The organism is Escherichia coli DSM 30083 = JCM 1649 = ATCC 11775, from assembly GCF_003697165.2.
GTDB classification, from domain to species: Bacteria; Pseudomonadota; Gammaproteobacteria; order Enterobacterales; family Enterobacteriaceae; genus Escherichia; species Escherichia coli.
In genome coordinates this window covers 3,097,779-3,124,697 of record NZ_CP033092.2, presented here as the reverse complement: position 1 = coordinate 3,124,697, position 26,919 = coordinate 3,097,779, and the positions used below count along the sequence as shown (strand labels likewise).

Sequence of the window (26,919 nt, the reverse complement as noted above, 5' to 3'; positions counted from 1 at the left end):
GACGCGAAAAATTCCTTATCGGCAGCGGGGTAATGAGCGTAACCAACTCTGCGACCGCAATTATAACACTCTGGGGAGAAATGTGCCGAAAACATTCATTCTTGTGGTGAAAACAAGCATCGAGGTACCCAGAAATTATTCGGCAATCGTCCGAGGCGCATTTGATTGAGATAATTAAGGTAATCCCGGCGGGGAATTTCGCAGGCACCAAGCGATGCTGTGTGATCGTTAAGGACCTGGCAGTCGATAAGTTTACCGCCATGACGGATAAATTCATCACAGAAGACCAGAAGCGCCGTTTTGGACGCATTTTCCATCCGGCTGAACATGGACTCGCCACAAAATAGTGTTCCCTGGGCCACGCCGTACATACCGCCGACAAGCTCATCTTCACGCCAGACTTCAATGGAGTGGGCATGACCGAGTTCGTGAAGGCGATGGTAGGCTTCGACCACGCCACGCGTGATCCAGGTTCCTTCTTCGCGATCGCTGGCACAGCCTTCGATGACCTGACCAAAAGCGTAATTCATCGTGACACGATAGGGTGAGCGTTTATGAAATCGCTTCATACTACGGCTGATATGCAGTGATTCTGGCCATAACACCGCGCGGGGATCGGGCGACCACCAGAGGATGGGGTCGCCAGGAGAAAACCACGGGAAAATACCACGCTGATAAGCCATTAATAGGCGCGCAGGGCTAAGATCGCCCCCCAGTGCCAGCAGGCCGTTAGGCTCACGTAATGCGCCTTCCGGGGAAGGGAAGGCTATTGAATGGCGAGAAAGCTGAACCAGGCGCATGACCGCAAAACTCCACGCAAGTCGGATCGTTCAATAATAGCTTACAAACCCTGCTTAAACTGGTAATAACGCCCCTGTCTGGCAAGCAGTTCTGCGTGAGTACCTTGCTCAATAATTTGCCCGTTGTCCATCACTATTATTTGTTGGAAACGAGAGAGTCCGCGAAGTCGATGGGTGACCATTAACACCGTTTTCTCGCACATCATTTCTGCAAGCAATTCAAGGATCTGACTTTCGGTTGTGGCATCTAAGCCTTCTGTAGGTTCATCCAGCAATACCAGCGGCGCATCATGTAACAGCGCACGGGCGATAGCCAGACGGCGCAGTTCACCACCGGAGAGCTGGCGTCCGCCTTCACCTAACCAACTGTTGAGACCTGCATCCTCGAGCAGCTTCTCCAGACCAACGCGACGCAAGATCTCCGCCAGAGCCTCATCACTACTACCAGGCGAGGCGAGTAACAGATTATCACGCAGCGTGGCGCTAAACAGATGCACTCGCTGGGGAACAACGCTGATGGTCTGTCGTAGAGCCGCTTCATTCAGGCTGGCTATGGGACTATCGTTAAGCAAAATCTCGCCCTGTTGCGGGTCCCATGCGCGGGTCAGCAGTTGTAACAGTGTTGATTTGCCGCATCCGGTTCGCCCGAGAATCGCAATATGTTCCCCGGCGTTTACCTGAAGATAAATCCCTTTAAGTGCCTGTTGGGATTGCTCCGGATAAGTGAACTGAACATCCCGTAATGTCAGCGAAACGCGATCGGCAACACGAGTTTGGGTATCAGGGAAGGTGACTTCCGGTTTTTGATCCGTTAAATCAGTGATCCGTACGGCAGAGGCAATGACTTGCCCCAGATGCTGAAATGCACCCGTTACTGGTGCCAGCGCTTCAAACGCGGCTAACGCGCAGAAGACAAACAGGGCAATTAACGCGCCGGGTTGAGCATTGCCGCCAACGCCACCGGACGCCATCCACAGCATCAGGATCACCGCTAACGCGCCAATGAGCAGCATTATCGCTTGCGACAATGCGGTCAGTTCAGATTGACGGCGTTGCGCTTCCAGCCACTGAATTTCTGTATTCTCTAATTGCGTGCGATAACGATCGCTGGCACCAAAAATGGTCAGCTCAGCTTGCCCTTGCAGCCAGGCCGTCAGTTGTTGGCGATACTGCCCGCGAAGATGAGTCAGATTTTGCCCGGTGCTTTTTCCCGCACGATAAAACAGTGGTGGCATCAGGAAAAGCGTCAGTAACATAATGCCGCCCAGCGTAAAGGCGAGGGTGAAATCAAGGAAACTTAACCCGATTGTCACCACCATAATCACCACAAAAGCACCTACCAGCGGCGAGATAACGCGCAGGTAAAGATGATCGAGCGTATCAACATCCGCCACCACGCGGTTGAGTAATTCACCCTGACGATAGCGCGCCAGTCCGGCAGGGGAGAGGGGCAGCAATTTGCTGAAGGTGTATATGCGCAGATGCTGCAACACGCGGAAAGTCGCGTCGTGACTTACCAGACGTTCAAAATAACGCCCGGCAGTACGGGTGATTGCTGCGCCACGCACGCCCGCAGCGGGTAGCATATAGTTGAAGCTGTACAGTCCGGCAACCCCCGCTACCGCTGAGGCGGAGAGGAACCAGCCGGAAAGGGTCAACAGACCGATACTGGCGAGCAGCGTGACAATTGCCAGCACGATACCAAGACTTAACATCCATTTATGACGTTTATACAGTGCCAGATAGGGTAGCAAAGCGCGCATTTAAATCTCCTCCTGACGATGGGCCAGTAATGTGGCGAATGGGCCGCCAGCCACACTTAATTCCGCGTAACGTCCTTGCTCAATAATCTGACCATCCTGCATTACCCAAATGACATCCCAGTCAGCAAGATCTTCTAACTGGTGGGTGACCATTAACGTTGTCTGGCGCAGAGAGGCGGTATTCAGCGCCTCCATTACGCGCTGTTCACTGTGAGCATCAAGGCTGGCAGCGGGTTCATCCAACAGTAATAGCGAACAGGGATTTAGTAACGCACGGGCCACCGCCACGCGCTGCGCCTGCCCCACGGAAAGGCGGGCAGCCTGGTCACCAACAGGCGTATCAATGCCTTGCGGCAGGAGCGGTAGAAACTCACTGACCCAGGCGTTATCCAGCGCTGTTTGTAACTCTTGTTCGCTGGCATCAGGTCGCGCCAGTAGTACGTTATCCCGTAATGTTGCTGCCGGTAATTGTGGGTTTTGCCCAACCCAGGAGAGATGTTTACGCCATGATTCCGGTGATAAATCGCGTAATTCTATCCCGTTGATTCGTAGCGATCCCTGATATGAGAGAAAACCAGAAAGCGCGTTCAACAGTGAACTTTTACCTGAACCGCTGCGACCAACCAACACTGCTCGTTGGCCTGCTGGCAAAGTAAAATTCAGCGGTCCGGCCAGCGTTTTACCTTCCGGCGACGTGATAAACAGATCCTCGGCTTCAATGGTCACCGGATCGGTCGATGCTAATTCCGCCTCACCGCGCTGCGGATGGGCGAGCGGGGTTTCCATAAACGTTTTCAAACTGTCAGCTGCACCAACAGCCTGGGCTTTAGCATGATAAAACGTACCGAGATCGCGTAATGGCTGGAAAAACTCTGGCGCAAGGATCAGGGCCAGAAAACCCGCAGCCAGCGTCACGCCAGTATCGTAGTGACCAAAATCCAGCTCGCCGAGGTAGGAAAAACCAAAGTAGACCGCCACCAGAGCAATCGACAGCGAGGTAAAAAATTCGAGAATGCCGGAGGATAAAAACGCCAGCCGTAGCACTTCCATTGTCCGTTGGCGGAAATCTTCCGAAGCAGAACGAATACTTTCAATTTCAGCTTCACCACGACCAAAAATACGCAATGTTTCCATGCCGCGCAGGCGATCGAGGAAATGCCCACTTAAGCGAGCAAGAGCGAGAAAGTTACGTCGGTTAGCATCGGCAGCCCCCATTCCAACCAGCGCCATAAATAACGGAATTAGCGGTGCAGTGCCCAGCAGAATGAGCGCCGCGGCCCAGTTAGAGGGGAAGATAGCCACCACAATCAGCAGCGGCACCGACACTGCCAGCGCCATTTGCGGCAGGTAGCGTGCATAGTAATCATGCATATCGTCAATTTGCTCGAGTACCAGCGTCGCCCAGCTCCCCGCTGGTTTACCCTGAATCCACGCTGGCCCTGCTTGTTGCAGACGGTCGAGAACCTGACGGCGGATGGCAAAGCGGATATGCTGCCCGGCGTGATAACCCACCCGTTCGCGTAACCAGACCACCCATGCGCGCAGTACAAAGGTCAGAAACAGTAACGTAAAGGGAAGCAGCAGGGCTTCACGGGGAATATTCTCCATAATCATATGTTGCAGAATTCGCGCCATGAACCAGGCCTGGGAAATGATCAATATGCCGCTCACAAAGCCCAGCAGACGAGAAATATTCAGCCAACGTTGGGAGATGACGCTTTGCTGTTTTAACCAGCGGGTTAATTCTTTTTGACGGGATTTATTCATTGCACGCTTAGCAGGTGAGTTATCAGAATTATTTGCAGAGCAATGTTACAACGGGGAAAAAATAAAGGCGACCCATAGTCGCATGGTGTCGCCTTCTTTACTTTTGTTACTGATTTGTAAAATTATTTTGCGTCAGCTAAACCGTCGAGGTAGCGTTCCGCATCAAGAGCTGCCATGCAGCCTGTACCAGCAGATGTAATGGCCTGGCGATAAATGTGATCCATCACGTCGCCTGCGGCAAAGACGCCAGGGATGCTGGTCTGGGTGGCATTACCATGAATACCCGACTGTACTTTGATGTAGCCGTTTTCCAGTTCCAGCTGCCCTTCGAAAATGGCAGTATTCGGGCTGTGACCGATAGCAACAAACAGACCGGCAACGTCGAGTGACTCGATGTTATCGCTGTTTTGCGTATCGCGCAGACGAACGCCAGTGACACCCATCTGATCGCCGGTCACTTCTTCCAGCGTACGGTTGGTGTGCAGAATAATGTTGCCGTTCTCCACTTTATCCATCAGACGCTTAATGAGGATTTTTTCCGCACGGAAACCATCACGGCGGTGAATCAGATGAACTTCCGAAGCGATGTTAGACAGATACAGCGCCTCTTCAACCGCGGTATTGCCGCCGCCGATGACCGCAACTTTCTGGTTGCGATAGAAGAAACCGTCGCAGGTTGCACAAGCAGAAACTCCACGGCCTTTAAAGGCTTCTTCAGAGGGCAGGCCGAGATAGCGTGCAGAAGCTCCGGTGGCAATAATCAGCGCGTCGCAAGTGTATTCGCCGCTATCGCCAGTCAGACGGAACGGACGATTCTGCAAATCAACTTTGTTGATGTGATCAAAGATGATTTCAGTTTCAAATTTGGTGGCATGTTCGTGCATGCGCTCCATTAATAACGGACCGGTCAGATCGTTTGGATCGCCAGGCCAGTTTTCCACTTCCGTGGTGGTGGTCAGTTGGCCGCCTTTTTCCATGCCGGTAATCAGCACAGGTTGCAGGTTGGCGCGCGCCGCGTAGACAGCAGCGGTGTATCCCGCCGGGCCTGAACCCAGGATAAGCAGTTTACTGTGTTTGGTCGTGCCCATGAGATCCCCATAGTTGTTGGCAGACAATGGCAGGATTGTAGGGAATTTACAGACGTAAAAAAAGAGTATGACGATTTTGTTAACAATTTGTGCAATCGGCAGCATCGATAAGCAGGTCAAATTCTCCCGTCATTATCACCTCTGCTACTTAAATTTCCCGCTTTATAAGCCGATTAAATGATGAATAAACGCCCCTGTTAATGAATATCTGGCATGTTGTACTAAAAATCGATGTTTTGCTTTGACAATCCCCTGGTGTTTTGCGAAAACATTCGAGGAAGAAAAAAAACAGTATTCTTATATGCGCATAACCATGCATGTAAATACCATGTTTACCGTGCTAGTGAAATCTACGTATGGCGTGGACAGACGCCATTCGTGATGTCGATAGCTGCCACAAGGCAACGGTCTTCTCACCGTAGACCCAGGCATTGCGCGCCGTGAATCTTCATGATTTCGGTCTATCGTGACGGGTAGCGACTCTGAACAGTGATGTTTCAGGGTCAGACAGGAGTAGGGAAGGAATACAGAGAGACAATAATAATGGTAGATAGCAAGAAGCGCCCTGGCAAAGATCTCGACCGTATCGATCGTAACATTCTTAATGAGTTGCAAAAGGATGGGCGTATTTCTAACGTCGAGCTTTCTAAACGTGTGGGACTTTCCCCAACGCCGTGCCTTGAGCGTGTGCGTCGGCTGGAAAGACAAGGGTTTATTCAGGGCTATACGGCGCTGCTGAACCCCCATTATCTGGATGCATCACTTCTGGTATTCGTTGAGATTACTCTGAATCGTGGCGCACCGGATGTGTTTGAACAATTCAATACCGCTGTACAAAAACTTGAAGAAATTCAGGAGTGTCATTTAGTATCCGGTGATTTCGACTACCTGTTGAAAACACGCGTGCCGGATATGTCTGCTTACCGTAAGTTACTGGGGGAAACCCTGCTGCGTCTGCCTGGTGTCAATGACACACGGACATACGTTGTTATGGAAGAAGTCAAGCAGAGTAATCGTCTGGTTATTAAGACGCGCTAACACGGAACAGGTGCAAAATCGGCGTATTTTGATTACACTCCTGTTAATCCATACAGCAACAGTACTGGGGTAACCTGGTACTGTTGTCCGTTTTAGCATCGGGCAGGAAAAGCCTGTAACCTGGAGAGCCTTTCTTGAGCCAGGAATACACTGAAGACAAAGAAGTCACATTGACAAAGTTAAGTAGCGGCCGCCGTCTTCTGGAGGCGTTGCTGATCCTTATTGTCCTGTTTGCCGTCTGGTTGATGGCTGCCTTACTAAGCTTTAACCCTTCGGACCCCAGCTGGTCGCAAACGGCCTGGCATGAACCTATCCATAATTTAGGTGGGATGCCCGGTGCGTGGTTGGCAGATACGCTGTTCTTTATTTTTGGCGTGATGGCTTACACCATTCCCGTCATTATTGTCGGCGGTTGTTGGTTTGCCTGGCGTCATCAGTCCAGCGACGAATACATTGATTATTTTGCCGTTTCGCTACGCATCATTGGCGTTTTGGCGCTCATCCTTACCTCCTGTGGTCTGGCGGCAATCAACGCTGACGATATCTGGTATTTTGCCTCCGGTGGCGTCATTGGCAGCTTACTAAGCACTACGCTACAACCACTGCTACACAGTAGCGGGGGAACTATTGCGCTGCTCTGCGTTTGGGCAGCGGGCCTGACGCTGTTCACCGGTTGGTCATGGGTGACCATTGCTGAAAAACTCGGCGGCTGGATTTTAAATATTCTTACCTTCGCCAGTAATCGTACCCGTCGCGATGATACCTGGGTCGATGAAGATGAGTATGAAGACGACGAAGAGTATGAAGATGAAAATCACGGCAAACAGCATGAATCACGCCGTGCCCGTATTCTTCGCGGCGCGCTAGCGCGTCGTAAACGGTTGGCGGAAAAATTCATTAATCCGATGGGGCGGCAAACAGATGCTGCGCTGTTCTCCGGTAAGCGGATGGATGATGAAGAAGAGATTACCTACACTGCACGCGGTGTGGCTGCCGACCCTGACGACGTCCTGTTTTCGGGCAATCGTGCAACGCAGCCAGAATATGACGAATACGATCCATTATTAAACGGTGCGCCAATTACCGAACCTGTTGCTGTAGCAGCTGCTGCTACCACGGCGACACAAAGCTGGGCTGCACCGGTTGAACCTGTGACTCAGACGCCGCCAGTTGCCTCTGTTGATGTTCCACCTACGCAACCTACAGTAGCCTGGCAGCCTGTACCGGGGCCGCAAACGGGAGAACCGGTTATTGCACCTGCACCGGAAGGTTACCCACAGCAGTCACAATATGCGCAGCCTGCAGTGCAATATAATGAGCCGCTGCAACAACCTGTACAGCCACAGCAGCCGTATTATGCGCCTGCGGCTGAACAGCCTGTGCAACAACCTTACTACGCTCCTGCGCCGGAACAGTCTGCGCAACAGCCGTATTACGCCCCTGCGCCAGAACAACCGGTGGCAGGTAACGCCTGGCAAGCCGAAGAGCAGCAATCCACTTTTGCTCCACAGTCTACATACCAGACGGAGCAAACTTATCAGCAGCCAGCCGCTCAGGAGCCGTTGTACCAACAGCCGCAACCCGTTGAACAGCAGCCTGTTGTGGAGCCTGAACCCGTTGTAGAAGAGACAAAACCCACGCGTCCGCCGCTTTACTATTTTGAAGAAGTGGAAGAGAAGCGAGCCCGTGAACGTGAACAACTTGCGGCCTGGTATCAACCGATTCCAGAACCGGTTAAAGAACCGGAACCGATCAAATCTTCGCTGAAAGCACCTTCTGTTGCAGCAGTACCTCCAGTAGAAGCCGCTGCCGCTGTTTCTCCGCTGGCATCTGGTGTGAAAAAAGCGACACTGGCGACGGGGGCTGCCGCAACCGTTGCCGCGCCAGTCTTCAGTCTGGCAAATGGCGGTGGACCGCGTCCGCAGGTCAAAGAGGGGATTGGCCCGCAGTTGCCACGACCGAAACGCATCCGCGTGCCAACTCGTCGTGAACTGGCGTCTTACGGTATTAAGCTGCCCTCACAGCGTGCGGCAGAAGAAAAAGCCCGTGAAGCCCAGCGTAATCAGTACGATTCTGGCGATCAGTACAACGATGATGAAATCGATGCGATGCAGCAGGATGAACTGGCACGTCAGTTCGCCCAGACGCAGCAGCAACGCTATGGCGAACAGTATCAACATGATGTGCCCGTGAACACAGAAGATGCAGATGCTGCGGCAGAGGCAGAACTGGCTCGTCAGTTTGCTCAAACTCAACAACAACGTTATTCCGGCGAACAACCGGCTGGGGCGAATCCGTTCTCGCTGGATGATTTTGAATTTTCGCCAATGAAAGCGTTGCTGGATGATGGTCCACACGAACCGCTGTTTACGCCAATTGTTGAACCTGTACAGCAGCCGCAACAACCGGTAGCACCGCAGCAGCAATATCAGCAGCCGCAACAACCGGTTGCACCGCAGCCGCAGTATCAGCAGCCGCAATATCAGCAGCCACAACAGCCGGTTGCACAGCAGCCGCAATATCAGCAGCCACAACAACCGGTTGCACAGCAGCCGCAGTATCAGCAGCCACAACAGCCGGTTGTATCACAGCCGCAGGATACCCTGCTTCATCCGCTGTTGATGCGTAATGGCGACAGCCGTCCGTTGCATAAACCGACGACGCCACTGCCTTCTCTGGATTTGCTGACACCGCCGCCGAGCGAAGTGGAGCCGGTAGATACCTTTGCGCTTGAACAAATGGCGCGCCTGGTAGAAGCGCGTCTGGCTGATTTCCGTATTAAAGCCGATGTTGTCAATTACTCTCCGGGGCCAGTTATCACTCGCTTTGAATTGAACCTGGCACCGGGCGTAAAAGCAGCGCGCATTTCTAACTTGTCACGTGACCTTGCCCGTTCACTTTCGACGGTGGCGGTGCGTGTCGTTGAAGTTATTCCTGGCAAACCCTATGTAGGTCTGGAGTTACCGAATAAAAAACGACAAACCGTTTATCTGCGCGAAGTTTTGGATAACGCCAAATTCCGCGATAATCCGTCGCCATTAACCGTGGTGCTGGGTAAAGATATCGCCGGTGAGCCGGTGGTTGCCGATCTGGCGAAAATGCCGCACTTGTTGGTTGCGGGGACTACCGGTTCCGGTAAGTCTGTCGGGGTGAACGCGATGATCCTGAGCATGCTTTATAAAGCACAGCCAGAAGATGTGCGTTTCATCATGATCGACCCGAAAATGCTGGAGCTTTCGGTTTATGAAGGCATTCCGCACCTGTTAACGGAAGTTGTTACTGATATGAAAGATGCCGCCAACGCGCTGCGCTGGTGTGTTAACGAGATGGAGCGTCGTTATAAACTGATGTCTGCGCTGGGTGTGCGTAATCTGGCGGGTTATAACGAAAAAATTGCTGAAGCCGATCGCATGATGCGTCCGATTCCAGACCCGTACTGGAAGCCGGGTGATAGTATGGATGCGCAGCATCCGGTGCTGAAAAAAGAACCATACATTGTGGTGTTGGTGGACGAATTTGCCGACCTGATGATGACGGTAGGTAAAAAAGTGGAAGAGCTGATAGCACGTCTGGCGCAAAAAGCCCGTGCCGCGGGTATCCACCTCGTACTGGCAACGCAGCGTCCATCGGTTGATGTTATTACTGGTCTGATTAAAGCGAATATTCCGACCCGTATCGCCTTTACCGTATCCAGTAAGATTGACTCACGTACCATTCTTGATCAGGCTGGTGCGGAATCACTGCTGGGTATGGGGGATATGCTCTACTCTGGGCCGAACTCCACGTTGCCGGTACGTGTCCATGGTGCTTTTGTTCGCGATCAGGAAGTTCATGCCGTGGTGCAGGACTGGAAAGCGCGTGGTCGCCCACAGTATGTTGATGGCATCACCTCCGACAGTGAAAGCGAAGGTGGCGTGGGCGGTTTCGATGGCGCTGAAGAACTGGATCCGTTGTTCGATCAGGCGGTGCAGTTTGTCACTGAAAAACGCAAAGCGTCAATTTCTGGCGTACAGCGTCAGTTCCGCATTGGTTATAACCGTGCAGCGCGTATTATCGAACAGATGGAAGCGCAGGGGATTGTCAGCGAACAGGGGCACAACGGAAATCGTGAAGTGCTGGCCCCACCGCCATTTGACTAATTAATGCAACGTAGGCCGGATAAGACGCGATAGCGTCGCATCCGGTATTCTATCAACTGAAAATTCAGTATTTTCTTCTTTCCTCAAGCTGATTATTAGCCTGGAATAGAGAGTAGAGGGAACTCCCGATTGGGAGTGACGTAATTTGAGGAATAATGATGAAAAAAATTGCCATCACCTGTGCATTACTCTCAAGTTTAGTAGCAAGCAGCGTTTGGGCTGATGCCGCAAGCGATCTGAAAAGCCGCCTGGATAAAGTCAGCAGCTTTCACGCCAGCTTCACACAAAAAGTGACTGACGGTAGCGGCGCGGCGGTGCAGGAAGGCCAGGGCGATCTGTGGGTGAAACGTCCAAACTTATTCAACTGGCATATGACTCAACCTGATGAAAGCATTTTGGTTTCTGACGGTAAAACACTGTGGTTCTATAACCCGTTCGTTGAGCAAGCTACGGCAACCTGGCTGAAAGATGCCACCGGTAATACGCCGTTTATGCTGATTGCCCGCAACCAGTCCAGCGACTGGCAGCAGTACAATATCAAACAGAATGGCGATGACTTTGTTCTGACGCCGAAAGCCAGCAATGGCAATCTGAAGCAGTTCACCATTAACGTGGGACGTGATGGCACAATCCATCAGTTTAGCGCGGTGGAGCAGGACGATCAGCGCAGCAGTTATCAGCTGAAATCCCAGCAAAATGGGGCTGTGGATGCAGCGAAATTTACCTTCACCCCGCCGCAAGGCGTCACGGTAGATGATCAACGTAAGTAGAGGCACTTGAGTGAGCAATCTGTCGCTCGATTTTTCGGATAATACTTTTCAACCCCTGGCCGCGCGTATGCGGCCAGAAAATTTAGCACAGTATATCGGCCAGCAACATTTGCTGGCTGTGGGGAAGCCGTTGCCGCGCGCTATCGAAGCCGGGCATCTGCATTCTATGATCCTCTGGGGGCCGCCGGGTACCGGCAAAACAACCCTCGCTGAAGTGATTGCCCGCTATGCGAACGCTGATGTGGAACGTATTTCTGCCGTCACCTCTGGCGTGAAAGAGATTCGCGAGGCGATCGAACGCGCTCGGCAAAACCGCAATGCAGGTCGCCGCACTATTCTTTTTGTTGACGAAGTTCACCGTTTCAACAAAAGCCAGCAGGATGCATTTCTGCCACATATTGAAGACGGCACCATTACTTTTATTGGCGCAACCACTGAAAACCCGTCGTTTGAGCTTAATTCGGCACTGCTTTCCCGTGCCCGTGTCTATCTGTTGAAATCCCTGAGTACAGAGGATATTGAGCAAGTACTAACTCAGGCGATGGAAGACAAAACCCGTGGCTATGGTGGTCAGGATATTGTTCTGCCAGATGAAACACGACGCGCCATTGCTGAACTGGTGAATGGCGACGCGCGCCGGGCGTTAAATACGCTGGAAATGATGGCGGATATGGCCGAAGTCGATGATAGCGGTAAGCGGGTCCTGAAGCCTGAATTACTGACCGAAATCGCCGGTGAACGTAGCGCCCGCTTTGATAACAAAGGCGATCGCTTTTACGATCTGATTTCCGCATTGCATAAGTCGGTACGTGGTAGCGCACCCGATGCGGCGCTCTACTGGTATGCGCGAATTATTACCGCCGGTGGCGATCCGTTATATGTTGCGCGTCGTTGCCTGGCAATTGCTTCCGAAGATGTCGGCAATGCCGACCCACGGGCGATGCAGGTGGCAATTGCGGCCTGGGATTGCTTTACTCGCGTTGGCCCGGCGGAAGGTGAACGCGCCATTGCTCAGGCGATTGTTTACCTGGCCTGCGCGCCAAAAAGCAACGCTGTCTACACTGCGTTTAAAGCCGCGCTGGCCGATGCTCGCGAACGTCCGGATTATGACGTGCCGGTTCATTTGCGTAATGCGCCGACGAAATTAATGAAGGAAATGGGCTACGGGCAGGAATATCGTTACGCTCATGATGAAGCAAACGCTTATGCTGCCGGTGAGGTTTACTTCCCGCCGGAAATAGCACAAACACGCTATTATTTCCCGACAAACAGGGGCCTTGAAGGCAAGATTGGCGAAAAGCTCGCCTGGCTGGCTGAACAGGATCAAAATAGCCCCATAAAACGCTACCGTTAATGTTATCGTTGCGGTAATGTTGTTAATGTATCCCTGTGGTCGCAGGCTGTGGCCACATCTCCCATTTAATTCGATAAGCACAGGATAAGCATGCTCGATCCCAATCTGCTGCGTAATGAGCCAGACGCAGTCGCTGAAAAACTGGCACGCCGGGGCTTTAAGCTGGATGTAGATAAGCTGGGCGCTCTTGAGGAGCGTCGTAAAGTATTGCAGGTCAAAACGGAAAACCTGCAAGCGGAGCGTAACTCCCGATCGAAATCCATTGGCCAGGCGAAAGCGCGCGGGGAAGATATCGAGCCTTTACGTCTGGAAGTGAACAAACTGGGCGAAGAGCTGGATGCAGCAAAAGCCGAGCTGGATGCTTTACAGGCTGAAATTCGCGATATCGCGCTAACCATCCCTAACCTGCCTGCAGATGAAGTGCCGGTAGGTAAAGACGAAAATGACAACGTTGAAGTCAGTCGCTGGGGCACCCCGCGTGAGTTTGACTTTGAAGTTCGTGACCATGTGACGCTGGGTGAAATGCACTCTGGCCTCGACTTTGCAGCCGCAGTTAAGTTGACTGGTTCCCGCTTTGTCGTCATGAAAGGGCAGATTGCTCGCATGCACCGCGCACTGTCGCAGTTTATGCTGGATCTGCATACCGAACAGCATGGCTACAGTGAGAACTATGTTCCGTACCTGGTTAACCAGGACACGCTGTACGGTACGGGTCAGCTGCCGAAATTTGCTGGCGATCTGTTCCATACTCGTCCGCTGGAAGAAGAAGCAGACACCAGTAACTATGCGCTGATCCCAACGGCAGAAGTTCCGCTGACCAACCTGGTACGCGGTGAAATCATCGATGAAGATGATCTGCCAATTAAGATGACCGCCCACACCCCATGTTTCCGTTCTGAAGCTGGTTCATATGGTCGTGACACTCGTGGTCTGATCCGTATGCACCAGTTCGACAAAGTTGAAATGGTGCAGATCGTGCGCCCGGAAGACTCAATGGCGGCGCTGGAAGAGATGACCGGTCATGCGGAAAAAGTCCTGCAGCTGCTGGGCCTGCCGTACCGTAAAATCATCCTTTGTACCGGCGACATGGGCTTTGGCGCTTGCAAAACTTACGACCTGGAAGTATGGATCCCGGCACAGAACACCTACCGCGAGATCTCTTCCTGCTCCAACGTTTGGGATTTCCAGGCACGTCGTATGCAGGCACGTTGCCGCAGCAAGTCGGACAAGAAAACCCGTCTGGTTCATACCCTGAACGGTTCTGGTCTTGCTGTTGGTCGTACGCTGGTTGCAGTAATGGAAAACTATCAGCAGGCTGATGGTCGTATTGAAGTACCAGAAGTTCTGCGTCCGTATATGAACGGACTGGAATATATTGGCTAATACCCAATTTTTCTGAATCTAAAAAGCGCCTGCGGGCGCTTTTTTTGTCTCCCTTTGATACCGAACAATAATTACTCCTCACTTACAAGTAATACTACTTTCGAGTGAAAATCTACCTATCTCTTTGATTTTCAAATTATTCGATGTATACAAGCCTATATAGCGATCTGCTATAGAAATAATTACACAATACGGTTTGTTACTGGAATCAATCGTGAGCAAGCTTGAGTGAGCCATTATGAAAACGAAAATCCCTGATGCGGTATTGGCTGCTGAGGTGAGTCGCCGTGGTTTGGTAAAAACGACAGCGATCGGCGGCCTGGCAATGGCCAGCAGCGCATTAACATTACCTTTTAGTCGGATTGCGCACGCTGTCGATAGCGCTATTCCAACAAAATCAGACGAAAAGGTTATCTGGAGCGCCTGTACAGTTAACTGTGGTAGTCGCTGCCCGCTACGTATGCACGTAGTGGACGGTGAAATCAAATATGTCGAAACGGACAATACCGGCGATGACAATTACGACGGCCTGCACCAGGTTCGCGCCTGTCTGCGTGGGCGTTCCATGCGTCGCCGTGTCTACAATCCGGACCGCCTGAAATATCCGATGAAACGAGTCGGGGCGCGCGGTGAAGGCAAATTCGAGCGCATTAGCTGGGAAGAAGCCTACGACATCATCGCGACCAAAATGCAGCGCCTGATCAAAGAGTACGGCAACGAGTCTATCTATCTGAACTATGGCACCGGTACGCTGGGCGGCACCATGACCCGCTCGTGGCCGCCGGGAAATACCCTGGTCGCGCGGCTAATGAACTGCTGCGGCGGTTATCTGAACCATTATGGCGACTACTCCTCCGCGCAAATTGCGGAAGGTCTGAACTATACCTACGGCGGCTGGGCAGATGGTAACAGCCCGTCGGATATCGAAAACAGTAAACTGGTAGTGCTGTTTGGTAATAACCCTGGCGAAACGCGAATGAGTGGCGGTGGGGTGACTTACTATCTTGAACAGGCGCGCCAGAAATCTAATGCTCGCATGATCATCATCGATCCGCGCTATACCGACACCGGTGCCGGGCGTGAAGATGAGTGGATCCCTATTCGTCCGGGAACAGATGCCGCACTGGTTAACGGTCTGGCGTATGTCATGATCACCGAAAACCTGGTAGATCAGGAATTCCTCGATAAATATTGCGTTGGCTACGACGAGAAAACCCTGCCAGCCAGTGCGCCGAAAAATGGTCACTATAAAGCTTATATTCTGGGTGAAGGACCCGATGGCGTGGCTAAAACACCGGAATGGGCCTCGCAAATCACCGGTGTTCCGGCAGACAAAATCATCAAACTGGCTCGTGAAATCGGCAGTACCAAACCGGCGTTTATCAGCCAGGGATGGGGCCCGCAGCGTCATGCTAACGGTGAAATCGCAACCCGTGCTATCTCGATGCTGGCGATTCTGACCGGTAACGTTGGTATTAACGGGGGGAACAGCGGCGCGCGCGAAGGTTCATACAGCTTACCGTTTGTCCGTATGCCGACTCTCGAAAACCCGATCCAGACCAGCATTTCTATGTTTATGTGGACCGATGCCATTGAACGTGGCCCGGAAATGACGGCGCTGCGTGATGGTGTGCGCGGGAAAGATAAGCTGGATGTGCCGATCAAAATGATCTGGAACTATGCCGGTAACTGCCTGATTAATCAGCATTCTGAAATCAACCGTACCCATGAAATCCTTCAGGATGATAAGAAGTGCGAGCTGATTGTGGTTATCGACTGCCACATGACCTCATCGGCGAAATATGCTGACATCCTGCTGCCTGACTGCACCGCTTCCGAACAGATGGACTTTGCACTGGATGCATCCTGCGGGAATATGTCTTACGTTATTTTCAATGATCAGGTCATTAAACCGCGCTTTGAATGTAAGACTATCTATGAGATGACCAGCGAACTGGCAAAACGTCTTGGCGTCGAACAACAGTTTACTGAAGGTCGTACTCAGGAAGAGTGGATGCGGCATCTGTATGCCCAGTCGCGGGAAGCGATTCCTGAACTGCCAACGTTTGAAGAGTTCCGTAAGCAGGGGATCTTTAAAAAGCGCGATCCGCAAGGGCATCACGTTGCTTATAAAGCTTTCCGTGAAGATCCGCAGGCAAATCCACTGACCACGCCATCGGGGAAAATTGAGATTTATTCGCAGGCGCTGGCTGACATTGCCGCTACCTGGGAATTGCCAGAAGGTGATGTGATCGATCCACTGCCGATCTACACGCCGGGCTTTGAAAGTTATCAGGATCCGCTGAACAAACAGTATCCGCTGCAGCTTACGGGTTTCCACTATAAATCTCGCGTTCACTCAACTTACGGCAACGTTGATGTGCTGAAAGCAGCTTGCCGTCAGGAAATGTGGATCAACCCGCTTGATGCGCAAAAACGCGGTATCAACAACGGCGATAAAGTCAGGATCTTTAATGATCGTGGTGAGGTTCATATTGAGGCGAAAGTGACGCCACGAATGATGCCGGGTGTGGTCGCACTGGGTGAAGGTGCCTGGTATGACCCGGATACAAAACGTGTCGATAAGGGCGGTTGTATTAACGTACTGACCACTCAACGTCCGTCTCCTCTTGCCAAGGGGAATCCATCACATACGAACCTTGTTCAGGTTGAAAAGGTGTAAGGAGTAACCGATGACAACCCAGTATGGATTTTTTATTGATTCCAGCCGTTGCACCGGTTGCAAAACCTGCGAGCTGGCTTGTAAAGACTACAAAGATTTGACGCCAGAAGTCAGCTTCCGCCGCATTTATGAATATGCTGGTGGCGACTGGCAGGAAGATAACGGTGTCTGGCACCAGAACGTGTTTGCCTACTATCTGTCGATTTCATGTAACCACTGCGAAGATCCGGCTTGTACTAAAGTCTGCCCGAGCGGTGCGATGCATAAACGTGAAGATGGTTTTGTTGTGGTCGATGAAGATGTATGCATTGGCTGCCGTTACTGTCATATGGCTTGCCCGTATGGCGCACCGCAATATAACGAAACGAAAGGCCATATGACCAAATGCGATGGTTGTTATGACCGTGTTGCGGAGGGAAAAAAACCGATCTGCGTAGAGTCCTGCCCGCTGCGGGCGCTGGATTTCGGCCCTATCGACGAGCTGCGTAAAAAACATGGCGATCTGGCGGCCGTTGCGCCGTTGCCGCGAGCTCACTTTACCAAACCGAATATTGTGATCAAACCCAATGCCAACAGCCGCCCAACCGGGGATACCACTGGCTATCTGGCAAACCCGAAGGAGGTGTGAGATGGGAAGTGGATGGCATGAATGGCCGCTGATGATCTTCACGGTCTTCGGGCAATGTGTAGCGGGTGGTTTTATCGTTCTGGCTTTGGCGCTGCTCAAAGGCGACCTGCGAGCAGAAGCCCAGCAGCGTGTTATCGCCTGCATGTTGGGTTTATGGGTGCTGATGGGCATTGGCTTTATCGCCTCTATGCTTCATCTTGGTTCACCGATGCGCGCTTTTAACTCGCTCAATCGGGTAGGGGCTTCAGCACTCAGTAACGAAATTGCCAGCGGTTCGATCTTTTTTGCTGTAGGCGGCATCGGCTGGTTGCTGGCAATGCTGAAAAAGCTTTCACCGGCATTGCGTACGCTTTGGCTGGTGGTGACGATGGTTCTTGGCGTAGTCTTTGTCTGGATGATGGTGCGTGTGTATAACAGCATCGATACAGTACCCACCTGGTACAGCATCTGGACACCGATGGGCTTCTTCCTGACGATGTTTATGGGCGGCCCGTTACTGGGTTACCTGTTGCTGAGTCTGGCTGGTGTCGATGGCTGGGCGATGCGTCTGCTGCCAGCCATTTCTGTTCTGGCACTGGTAGTGAGTGGCGTGATGTCAGTGATGCAGGGCGCAGAGCTGGCGAATATTCATAGCTCTGTGCAGCAGGCCGCAGCGCTGGTGCCGGACTATGGTGCGCTGATGTCCTGGCGGATCGTGCTTTTGGCCGTTGCCCTGTGCTTGTGGATTGCACCACAGCTAAAAGGTTATCAGCCTGCGGTTCCGCTACTTTCTGTATCATTCATTCTGCTTCTGGCAGGGGAATTAATCGGTCGTGGCGTATTCTATGGTTTGCATATGACCGTGGGGATGGCTGTCGCAAGTTAATCAGTAACAACCGGGGTTTCGGCCCCGGTTCGCTTTTATTTCTGCTTCGTTAACGTGTCATAACTGGTCATCAAGTTACGATAATCAGGAATGTGGTTAGAGAACAACGTCGCCAGTCCTTCAATATCATTACGCCAGTCGCGATGCAGCTCGCACGCCACGCCGAACCATGTCATCAATTGCGCACCAGCTTGCGACATGCGATCCCATGCCGAATGCCGGGTAATTTCATTAAAGGTCCCTGACGCGTCAGTCACGACAAAGACGTCAAACCCTTCTTCAATGGCTGAAAGCGCCGGGAATGCCACGCAAACTTCGGTTACCACACCGGCAATAATTAACTGTTTTTTACCTGTCGCTTTGACAGCTTTTACAAAATCTTCGTTATCCCAGGCGTTAATATTTCCCGGGCGAGCAATGTAAGGTGCATCGGGGAATTGTGCTTTCAGTTCTGGAACTAATGGGCCGTTAGGACCGGTTTCAAAACTGGTGGTAAGAATAGTTGGTAAGTTGAAATACTTAGCCAGGTCACCCAGCGCCAGCACGTTATTTTTAAACTTATCGGGTTCGATATCTCGTACAAGGGAAAGTAAACCAGCCTGGTGATCAACAAGCAAAACGGCAGCATCATTTTTATCAAGACGAACATACGGTTTGGTCATCCTCTTCTCCTTTCGAGAGTCAGTGGTACGTCTAAATCGGTCAGACGTGATGCATTGCTCTGAAAGCATAGACGGGAAATATGAGTTTGCTGTGACCATGAAATTTTTCGACTGAACGAAGCGTATGAAATTTGTGTTAGATCAATAAAAACAATCAGATGAGATTAATCGTCTCTTCAGCATTAGCGTTATGAATGAGTAATATAAATCGATAATACCGCCGCTGCGATATGCGCGTATTTTCACCCATTGACAATGTTTTTGGCGGTGGCATGATGCGCATGAAATTTGAACTTCCTCACGGTTTTAATTCATGTCCACGTATACCCGGCCTGTCATGCTTTTGCTGTCTGGCCTGCTTTTGTTGACTCTGGCGATTGCGGTGTTAAATACACTCGTGCCGCTTTGGCTCGCCCAGGAACACATGTCTACATGGCAGGTAGGCGTTGTCAGCTCATCCTATTTTACCGGCAACCTTGTCGGTACATTGCTGACAGGGTATGTCATTAAACGCATTGGCTTTAACCGTAGCTATTATCTGGCCTCCTTCATTTTTGCCGCTGGCTGTGCCGGCCTTGGCCTGATGATTGGATTCTGGAGTTGGTTGGCGTGGCGTTTTGTCGCTGGCATCGGCTGTGCCATGATTTGGGTGGTTGTTGAGAGTGCGCTGATGTGCAGTGGGACGTCGCGTAACCGCGGGCGGTTGCTTGCTGCGTATATGATGGTTTATTACGTCGGAACGTTTTTAGGCCAGTTACTGGTCAGCAAAGTCTCAACCGAGTTGATGAGTGTATTGCCGTGGGTTACAGGTTTGACGTTGGCAGGAATCTTACCGCTGTTGTTTACGCATGTCCTGAATCAGCAGGCTGAAAACCATGATTCGACGTCAATTACGTCAATGCTAAAACTCCGTCAGGCACGGCTTGGCGTGAATGGCTGCATTATCTCAGGAATCGTGCTGGGATCTCTATATGGCCTGATGCCGCTGTACCTCAATCACAAAGGGGTGAGCAATGCCAGCATTGGTTTCTGGATGGCGGTACTGGTCAGTGCGGGTATCCTCGGGCAATGGCCGATTGGACGTCTGGCGGATAAGTTTGGTCGACTGCTGGTGTTGCGTGTTCAGGTCTTTGTCGTCATTCTCGGCAGTATTGCGATGCTTAGCCAGGCGGCGATGGCCCCAGCGTTATTCATCCTCGGTGCCGCTGGCTTTACGCTATATCCGGTGGCGATGGCCTGGGCTTGTGAGAAAGTTGAACATCATCAACTGGTAGCGATGAACCAGGCCTTACTGTTGAGCTATACCGTGGGAAGCCTGCTTGGCCCGTCATTTACCGCTATGCTAATGCAGAATTTCTCCGATAATTTATTATTTATCATGATCGCCAGCGTATCGTTTATCTATTTGCTGATGCTGCTTCGCAACGCCGGTCATACGCCGAAACCCGTGGCTCACGTGTAAATGAATTCAAGCAGAGTGTGAACTTACTGTTTCACACTCTGCTTTTCTGTGCACAAAAAAGCGGCAACTTAATAAAGTTGCCGCTTTACGGGGAAATTAGAACATGACCTTATGACCGTACTGCTCAAGAATGCCTTTCACGCGTTCCATGGTCTCTTTCTTCGGTGGTTTAACACCATCGAGTTTGTATTCTTCACCCATTGCCACCCATTTGTGTTTGCCCAGTTCGTGGTAGGGGAGGAGCTCGATTTTCTCAACGTTGCCCATATCACGGGTAAATTCACCAAGGCGATGCGCTGAATCGTCATCGTCAGACCAGCCTGGGACAACAACATAGCGGATCCACACCTTCACATTTTTGTTCGCCAGATATTTAGCGAACTCCAGCGTGCGGTGGTTGGAAACTCCAACCAGATTTTGGTGGATCTCGTCGTTCATCTGTTTGAGATCGAGCATTACCAGGTCGGTTACTTCCAGCAGTTCATCAATCACCGGATCGTAACGACGAACAAAACCGTTGGTGTCCAGACAGGTATGAATGCCTTCTTTTTTGCAGGCGCGGAACCAGTCACGAACAAACTCAGCTTGTAGGATTGCCTCACCGCCGGATGCGGTAACGCCGCCGCCGGAAGCGTTCATAAAGTGGCGATAGGTCACCACTTCCTTCATCAAATCTTCAACGGTAACTTCTTTACCGCCATGCGTATCCCAGGTGTCGCGGTTATGACAATACAGGCAGCGCATCAGGCAGCCCTGGAAAAAGGTGATAAAGCGAATACCCGGGCCGTCTACGGTTCCACAGGATTCAAAGGAGTGAATGCGACCAATAACTGACATTGCGGTGTTTCTCCAGATGTGGCCCATCTGAGGCCGTGTTGGTGCGCAGCTCGAAGGCTACGTCGAGTCTGTTTTGGCAGTCACCTTAAAGTATAGATAGCTGACAAAAAAGGCTCTCGTGCTAAAAAAGGCCCCACTTTCGTGGAGCCTTTATTGTACGCTTTTTACTGTACGATTTCAGTCAAATCTAATTACATAGATTGAGTGAAGGTACGAGTAATAACGTCCTGCTGCTGTTCTTTAGTCAGCGAGTTGAAACGTACTGCGTAGCCAGATACACGGATGGTCAGCTGCGGATATTTTTCCGGGTTTTCCATCGCGTCGAGCAGCATTTCACGGTTCATCACGTTAACGTTCAGGTGCTGACCACCTTCGATGGATGCTTCGTGGTGGAAGTAACCATCCATCAGACCAGCCAGGTTGGTCTTACGAACTTCGTCGTCTTTACCCAGTGCGTTCGGAACGATAGAGAAGGTGTAGGAGATACCATCTTTAGCGTAAGCAAACGGCAGTTTAGCAACGGAAGTCAGAGACGCTACAGCACCTTTCTGGTCACGACCGTGCATCGGGTTAGCACCCGGTCCGAACGGCGCGCCAGCACGACGACCGTCTGGGGTGTTACCAGTTTTCTTACCATACACAACGTTAGAAGTGATGGTCAGAACAGACTGAGTCGGGATAGCGTCACGGTAGGTGTGCAGTTTCTGAATTTTCTTCATGAAACGTTCTACCAGGTCAACAGCCAGGTCATCTACACGCGGATCGTTGTTACCAAACTGCGGGTATTCGCCTTCGATTTCGAAGTCGATAGCCAGACCGTCTTCGTCACGAATCGGTTTAACTTTCGCATATTTGATTGCAGACAGGGAGTCAGCAGCAACGGACAGACCAGCGATACCACACGCCATGGTGCGGATAACGTCACGGTCGTGCAGCGCCATCAGAGAGGCTTCGTAGCTGTACTTGTCGTGCATGTAGTGGATGATGTTCAGTGCAGTGATGTACTGTTTAGCCAGCCAGTCCATGAAGTGATCCATGCGCTCCATCACTTCATCATAGTTCAGGACATCGCCTTTGATCGGTTCAGACTTCGGACCAACCTGCATTTTCAGTTTTTCGTCAACGCCGCCGTTGATTGCGTACAGCATGGTTTTCGCCAGGTTTGCACGCGCACCGAAGAACTGCATTTGTTTACCAACGATCATCGGGCTTACGCAGCAAGCAATAGCGTAGTCATCGTTGTTGAAGTCCGGACGCATCAGGTCATCGTTCTCATACTGCAGAGAAGAGGTGTCGATGGACACTTTAGCGGCGAATTTCTTGAAGTTCAGCGGCAGTTTTTCAGACCACAGAATGGTCATGTTCGGTTCCGGAGACGGACCCATGGTGTACAGGGTGTTCAGGAAACGGAAGCTGTTTTTGGTAACCAGGGTACGACCGTCGAGGCCCATACCACCGATAGATTCGGTTGCCCAGATCGGGTCGCCAGAGAACAGTTCATCGTATTCCGGAGTACGCAGGAAGCGAACCATACGCAGTTTCATGACCAGGTGGTCAACCATTTCCTGCGCTTCTTGTTCGGTGATCTTGCCAGCTTTCAGGTCACGTTCGATGTACACATCCAGGAAGGTGGAGGTACGACCGAAGGACATTGCAGCACCGTTCTGAGACTTAACAGCAGCCAGGTAGCCGAAGTAAGTCCACTGGATAGCTTCCTGAGCGTTGGTAGCCGGACCAGAGATGTCGTAGCCGTATTTCGCAGCCATTTCTTTCATCTGACCCAGAGCGCGGTGCTGTTCAGCGATTTCTTCGCGCAGACGGATAGTCTGTTCCAGGTTTACGCCGTTTTCCAGATCAGCCTGCAGAGAGGTGAACTGTGCAAGTTTGTCTTTCATCAGGTAGTCGATACCGTACAGCGCAACGCGACGGTAGTCACCGATGATACGACCACGGCCATAAGCATCTGGCAGACCGGTCAGAACACCGGATTTACGGCAACGCAGGATGTCCGGAGTGTAAACGTCGAACACGCCCTGGTTGTGAGTTTTACGGTATTCAGTGAAGATTTTTTTGATCATCGGGTCCAGTTCGCGGTTGTACGCTTTGCAGGAACCTTCGATCATTTTGATACCACCGAACGGGATAAGAGCACGTTTCAGCGGAGCTTCAGTCTGCAGACCAACGATTTTCTCAAGCTGCTTGTTGATGTAACCAGCGTCGTGAGAGGTGATGGTGGAAGCAACAGCGGTGTCAAAGTCAACTGGCGCGTGAGTGCGGTTTTCCAGTTTAACGCCTTCCATTACTTTGTCCCACAGGGTGGTGGTCGCTTCAGTAGCGCCAGCCAGGAAGGACTCGTCACCCTCGTACGGAGTGTAGTTTTTCTGAATGAAGTCACGGACGTTTACTTCATTCTGCCAGTCACCTTTGGTAAAACCTTCCCAGGCTGTGGCTAACTTTTCATTAAGCTCGGACATGTAACACCTACCTTCTTAAGTGGATTTTTTATTTACTGCGTACTTCGACAACCATTAATGGTGATCGTTTTCACGCAGGTAAATGACCCAGTATGTCAACCCAACCAACAAACCACCGCCGATAATATTACCGATCGTAACCGGAATCAGGTTATCAGTGATGAAATTCATCACGGTCAGGTGAGAAAAATTTTCCGGTGCAGAACCGACAGCGGTCCAGAATTCCGGAGATGCGAAGTCGCGGATTACAATACCCATCGGGATCATAAACATGTTTGCGATACTGTGCTCAAAACCGCTGGCAACAAACATCGCGACCGGCAGCACCATAATGAACGCTTTGTCCATCAGGCTGCGGCCAGAATAACTCATCCATACTGCCAGACATACCATCAGGTTCGCCAGGATACCAAGACAGACGGCCTCAATAAAAGTATGGTGCACTTTGTGGTCGGCGGTTTGTAGGACGTTTAGTCCCCATTGACCATTTGCGGTCATATACTCGCCGGAAAGCCACATTAAAAGTACAAACAGCAGTGCGCCGACCAGGTTGCCAAAATAAACATTTAGCCAGTTTTTCGCCAACTGACCCCAGGTGATGCGCCCACTCGCCTTGGCAACAACAATCAACACTGTGGAAGTAAAGAGATCGGCTCCGCAGACAACACAAAGAATCAACCCCAGAGAGAAGCAAATGCCGCCAACCAGTTTTGCCATGCCGAAGGGCATTGTACCTGTGCCAGTGGTTGCTGTGATATAGAAGACGAATGCGATTGAGATGAAAACACCGGCGGTAATCGCCAGATAGAAAGTCTTAAGCGGATGTTTCGTTGCTTTATAGACACCTGCCTCTTCGGCCACTTTGGCCATTGCAGCAGGAAGTAAAAGATCAAAAGGGTTGTCAGCTTTCACACTAACTCTCTCTTTATTAAGTCGGCGACGAGATACTAACAAAGCATTATAGATGAGAAATTGATATAGATCATATCTCGCCTGGCTTATAGGCCCGTAACTCGCATGGTTTTTATGCAAATACGGAGTAAATATTTGATTATCCAAATAAAAATAAATTTTAAAAATTAACAAATGAGTTGAATTTTTTCCGCATCCTCCGCTAAAACAGTTAATTAAAAGGGAGCACCTGGCGAATAAAGTAACAATATCGATCGTATTTATTAAATACAAATTACCGATATTTAACCTTATAATTACAATTATTTTATTAATGCAAATATATGTAAAGCGGGGCATTAAAAAAACGCCCCGTAATATAACTCAGACGAATCATTAAGCCTACATTGCGTAGGCTATTTGATTTTATTTTGCCCAGAATGCTGCTTTGGCGCGCTGCAGCTTTTCGTAGGCCTTCAACAACGACTGATGTGCAGCAAACGCGTGCAGATCGCTATCTACTGGTTGCAAGCCATAAAACGCCGCTTCGCCGCTCATTGCCGCACTGGCGGCTTCCACGGCATCTGCGCCGTACATGCGAACAAACGCATTCAGATATTGCAGCGGCTGGCGATCTTCTTCCTGCGCCAGTAATAACAACGTTTGCAGGCAGCGATAATAATTGGCGCGTTCCGGGCTGAATACTGATGAGTTAAACTCCATCGTCCATTCGGCCCAGACCAGAGCCTGTTCCAGATCGCCACCAGCCAGCGCCAGCATGGCTTTTAATTCACCGATACGCAGAGTGTACCAGCCGTTATCCGACCCGGTCGCCAGACCCAACAGTTCACGCACGCGGGTAAAGTCATCAAAACCTTCTTCATCCAGTTGCTCGATGAGGTTCAGGTAATCTTCCTTTTCCCACTCGCTACCTGGTAGCGAAAGAATCGTTTCACGTAAATGGCTGCCCATACTGTTATTCGCCAGCCACAGATCTTCAGCCGGATAAATATCGGACATGCCAGGCACGATAATACGGCAAGCGTAGACACCCAGATGCTCGTAATCGGCAATATAAACTTCTTTATCTTCCTTTTTGAAGATAGCCATCAGCGTGGCGAACTCTTCTTCCGTGGTGCCGGAGAAGCTCCAGTCAACAAACGGATAATCGGCATCCTGCTTGAACAGGTCCCAGGAGATTAAACCGCTGGAATCGATAAAGTGCGTTTCGAGGTTGGTATGTTCAGCGACTTCTTCATCATCGAAGGTTGGTGGAGTAAACACATCCAGATCTTTTAGGCCACGACCTTGCAGCAGCTCGGTCACGGTACGTTCCAGTGCAACGCCAAAATCAGGATGCGCACCGAATGAGGCAAAGCAGGTACCGTTAGCAGGATTGAACAGTACCACGCAAATCACCGGATACTGGCCGCCAAGCGAACCGTCATAAGCGAAGATCGGGAAATCTTCCGCTTCCAGCGTTTCGATCGCTTCAACTACTGCTGGATAACGTGCCAGCACGTCTGCCGGGATTTCCGGCAAGCTGATGCTTTCAGCAATAATGCGGTTTTTCACGTAACGTTCGAAAACTTCAGACAATCCCTGAACGCGTGCTTCGTTACGGGTATTGCCAGCAGACATACCGTTAGAAACGTACAAGTTACCAATGATATTCATCGGAATATAAATGGTCTGATTGTCGGACTGGCGCGTAAACGGTAGACCGCAAATACCACGATCTTCGTTACCGGATTGCAGGTCAATCAGCATACTACCGGTCAGTTCATTCTCCGGATCGTAAAATGCGCGCAGACGGTCATCGAGCAGCCCTTCTGGTACATCGTCATTTTCGGTCAGTGGGAACCATTTTTCGTTGGGATAATGCACGAATGGGCCGTTGGCGATGGTTTCGCCCAGCCAGAAGTCCGCAAAAAAGTAGTTGGTTGAGAGACGCTCGAAATATTCACCGAGGGCAGAAGCCAGCGCCGCTTTTTTGGTTGCGCCTTTACCGTTGGTAAAACACAGTGCGCACTCTTTGTCGCGAATATGTACAGACCAGACGTTAGGCACGGGATTCAGCCAGGAGGCCTCTTCAATCTGAAAACCGAGGTCTGAAAGTTTTTGCTGGAAGCGTGCGATGGAATCTTCCAGAGCGGCATCTTTGCCGGGGATAAATGTTTGCGTCATGAAAATCACTTTAGTCGTACGGAAAGCGCGCAATAATACGGGTTTTATCTCAAAGGTGCTATCACCGCCGCCACGCTGATGAACTGTTAGCTATGCTTTTAGCGGATTAACTACGATAAGAGCATAAA

18 protein-coding genes are annotated in these 26,919 nt (G+C 51.0%); 9 read left to right on the top strand and 9 right to left on the bottom strand.

Annotation, left to right across the window (positions count from 1 at the left end):
• Nucleotides 1-95: 95 nt before the first annotated feature.
• From aat to trxB, 4 genes are all read right to left on the bottom strand, one after another.
• Entirely contained in the window at nt 96-800 is a 705-nt protein-coding gene (gene aat / locus EAS44_RS16425) for a leucyl/phenylalanyl-tRNA--protein transferase (protein ID WP_001241673.1), read from the bottom strand.
• A gap of 41 nt (nt 801-841) precedes the next feature.
• Nucleotides 842-2,563: a heme ABC transporter ATP-binding protein/permease CydC gene (cydC, locus tag EAS44_RS16420; protein WP_001202198.1), complete on the bottom strand. Its 1,722-nt coding sequence runs from the start codon at nt 2,561-2,563 to the stop codon at nt 842-844.
• Nucleotides 2,564-4,330, bottom strand: a complete 1,767-nt coding sequence (gene cydD, locus EAS44_RS16415) for a heme ABC transporter permease/ATP-binding protein CydD (protein ID WP_001043638.1) — start codon at nt 4,328-4,330, stop codon at nt 2,564-2,566.
• 122 nt (nt 4,331-4,452) lie between these two features.
• Nucleotides 4,453-5,418, bottom strand: a complete 966-nt coding sequence (gene trxB / locus EAS44_RS16410; protein ID WP_000537432.1) for a thioredoxin-disulfide reductase — start codon at nt 5,416-5,418, stop codon at nt 4,453-4,455.
• A gap of 543 nt (nt 5,419-5,961) precedes the next feature.
• Between trxB and lrp the strand changes: the two genes are divergently transcribed.
• The 8 genes from lrp to dmsC all read left to right on the top strand — a co-directional run bounded on the left by lrp (nt 5,962) and on the right by dmsC (nt 18,278).
• Entirely contained in the window at nt 5,962-6,456 is a 495-nt protein-coding gene (lrp, locus tag EAS44_RS16405; RefSeq protein WP_000228473.1) for a leucine-responsive transcriptional regulator Lrp, read from the top strand.
• Nucleotides 6,457-6,590: 134 nt separating this feature from the next.
• Entirely contained in the window at nt 6,591-10,595 is a 4,005-nt protein-coding gene (gene ftsK / locus EAS44_RS16400; protein ID WP_021558379.1) for a DNA translocase FtsK, read from the top strand.
• A 158-nt stretch (nt 10,596-10,753) separates the two neighbouring features.
• Nucleotides 10,754-11,365, top strand: coding sequence for an outer membrane lipoprotein chaperone LolA (gene lolA, locus EAS44_RS16395; RefSeq protein WP_001295343.1), 612 nt, complete (start codon nt 10,754-10,756; stop codon nt 11,363-11,365).
• Between the two features lie 10 nt (nt 11,366-11,375).
• Nucleotides 11,376-12,719 (top strand): replication-associated recombination protein RarA, encoded by a 1,344-nt coding sequence (gene rarA / locus EAS44_RS16390; protein WP_000067797.1) that lies wholly within the window; start codon nt 11,376-11,378, stop codon nt 12,717-12,719.
• 90 nt (nt 12,720-12,809) lie between these two features.
• Nucleotides 12,810-14,102 (top strand): serine--tRNA ligase, encoded by a 1,293-nt coding sequence (gene serS, locus EAS44_RS16385; protein ID WP_000886683.1) that lies wholly within the window; start codon nt 12,810-12,812, stop codon nt 14,100-14,102.
• A gap of 238 nt (nt 14,103-14,340) precedes the next feature.
• Nucleotides 14,341-16,785, top strand: a complete 2,445-nt coding sequence (gene dmsA, locus EAS44_RS16380) for a dimethylsulfoxide reductase subunit A (RefSeq protein ID WP_000850286.1) — start codon at nt 14,341-14,343, stop codon at nt 16,783-16,785.
• 10 nt (nt 16,786-16,795) lie between these two features.
• Nucleotides 16,796-17,413: a dimethylsulfoxide reductase iron-sulfur subunit DmsB gene (gene dmsB, locus EAS44_RS16375; protein ID WP_000213098.1), complete on the top strand. Its 618-nt coding sequence runs from the start codon at nt 16,796-16,798 to the stop codon at nt 17,411-17,413.
• 1 nt (nt 17,414) lies between these two features.
• Nucleotides 17,415-18,278, top strand: a complete 864-nt coding sequence (dmsC, locus tag EAS44_RS16370; RefSeq protein WP_000534662.1) for a dimethyl sulfoxide reductase anchor subunit DmsC — start codon at nt 17,415-17,417, stop codon at nt 18,276-18,278.
• Nucleotides 18,279-18,313: 35 nt separating this feature from the next.
• Here dmsC and ycaC read toward each other — a convergent pair whose 3' ends face one another.
• Nucleotides 18,314-18,940 (bottom strand): isochorismate family cysteine hydrolase YcaC, encoded by a 627-nt coding sequence (ycaC, locus tag EAS44_RS16365; protein ID WP_000165876.1) that lies wholly within the window; start codon nt 18,938-18,940, stop codon nt 18,314-18,316.
• A 313-nt stretch (nt 18,941-19,253) separates the two neighbouring features.
• Between ycaC and ycaD the strand changes: the two genes are divergently transcribed.
• Nucleotides 19,254-20,402: an MFS transporter gene (ycaD, locus tag EAS44_RS16360; RefSeq protein WP_000109282.1), complete on the top strand. Its 1,149-nt coding sequence runs from the start codon at nt 19,254-19,256 to the stop codon at nt 20,400-20,402.
• Nucleotides 20,403-20,498: 96 nt separating this feature from the next.
• Here ycaD and pflA read toward each other — a convergent pair whose 3' ends face one another.
• The 4 genes from pflA to ycaO all read right to left on the bottom strand — a co-directional run bounded on the left by pflA (nt 20,499) and on the right by ycaO (nt 26,791).
• Nucleotides 20,499-21,239 (bottom strand): pyruvate formate lyase 1-activating protein, encoded by a 741-nt coding sequence (pflA, locus tag EAS44_RS16355; RefSeq protein ID WP_000111043.1) that lies wholly within the window; start codon nt 21,237-21,239, stop codon nt 20,499-20,501.
• A 191-nt stretch (nt 21,240-21,430) separates the two neighbouring features.
• Nucleotides 21,431-23,713 (bottom strand): formate C-acetyltransferase, encoded by a 2,283-nt coding sequence (pflB, locus tag EAS44_RS16350; RefSeq protein WP_001292822.1) that lies wholly within the window; start codon nt 23,711-23,713, stop codon nt 21,431-21,433.
• Nucleotides 23,714-23,767: 54 nt separating this feature from the next.
• Nucleotides 23,768-24,625: a formate transporter FocA gene (focA, locus tag EAS44_RS16345; RefSeq protein WP_000642546.1), complete on the bottom strand. Its 858-nt coding sequence runs from the start codon at nt 24,623-24,625 to the stop codon at nt 23,768-23,770.
• Nucleotides 24,626-25,030: 405 nt separating this feature from the next.
• Nucleotides 25,031-26,791, bottom strand: a complete 1,761-nt coding sequence (gene ycaO / locus EAS44_RS16340; protein WP_000194828.1) for a 30S ribosomal protein S12 methylthiotransferase accessory factor YcaO — start codon at nt 26,789-26,791, stop codon at nt 25,031-25,033.
• Nucleotides 26,792-26,919 lie beyond the last annotated feature (128 nt).

Excerpts from the sequence above, each read along its gene's own strand:
- aat (WP_001241673.1), bottom strand. The coding sequence starts at position 800 with ATGCGCCTGGTTCAGCTTTCTCGCCATTCAATAGCCTTCCCTTCCCCG.
- cydC (WP_001202198.1), bottom strand. The coding sequence starts at position 2,563 with ATGCGCGCTTTGCTACCCTATCTGGCACTGTATAAACGTCATAAATGG.
- cydD (WP_001043638.1), bottom strand. The coding sequence starts at position 4,330 with ATGAATAAATCCCGTCAAAAAGAATTAACCCGCTGGTTAAAACAGCAA.
- trxB (WP_000537432.1), bottom strand. The coding sequence starts at position 5,418 with ATGGGCACGACCAAACACAGTAAACTGCTTATCCTGGGTTCAGGCCCG.
- lrp (WP_000228473.1), top strand. The coding sequence starts at position 5,962 with ATGGTAGATAGCAAGAAGCGCCCTGGCAAAGATCTCGACCGTATCGAT.
- lolA (WP_001295343.1), top strand. The coding sequence starts at position 10,754 with ATGAAAAAAATTGCCATCACCTGTGCATTACTCTCAAGTTTAGTAGCA.
- serS (WP_000886683.1), top strand. The coding sequence starts at position 12,810 with ATGCTCGATCCCAATCTGCTGCGTAATGAGCCAGACGCAGTCGCTGAA.
- dmsA (WP_000850286.1), top strand. The coding sequence starts at position 14,341 with ATGAAAACGAAAATCCCTGATGCGGTATTGGCTGCTGAGGTGAGTCGC.
- dmsB (WP_000213098.1), top strand. The coding sequence starts at position 16,796 with ATGACAACCCAGTATGGATTTTTTATTGATTCCAGCCGTTGCACCGGT.
- dmsC (WP_000534662.1), top strand. The coding sequence starts at position 17,415 with ATGGGAAGTGGATGGCATGAATGGCCGCTGATGATCTTCACGGTCTTC.
- ycaC (WP_000165876.1), bottom strand. The coding sequence starts at position 18,940 with ATGACCAAACCGTATGTTCGTCTTGATAAAAATGATGCTGCCGTTTTG.
- ycaD (WP_000109282.1), top strand. The coding sequence starts at position 19,254 with ATGTCCACGTATACCCGGCCTGTCATGCTTTTGCTGTCTGGCCTGCTT.
- pflA (WP_000111043.1), bottom strand. The coding sequence starts at position 21,239 with ATGTCAGTTATTGGTCGCATTCACTCCTTTGAATCCTGTGGAACCGTA.
- pflB (WP_001292822.1), bottom strand. The coding sequence starts at position 23,713 with ATGTCCGAGCTTAATGAAAAGTTAGCCACAGCCTGGGAAGGTTTTACC.
- ycaO (WP_000194828.1), bottom strand. The coding sequence starts at position 26,791 with ATGACGCAAACATTTATCCCCGGCAAAGATGCCGCTCTGGAAGATTCC.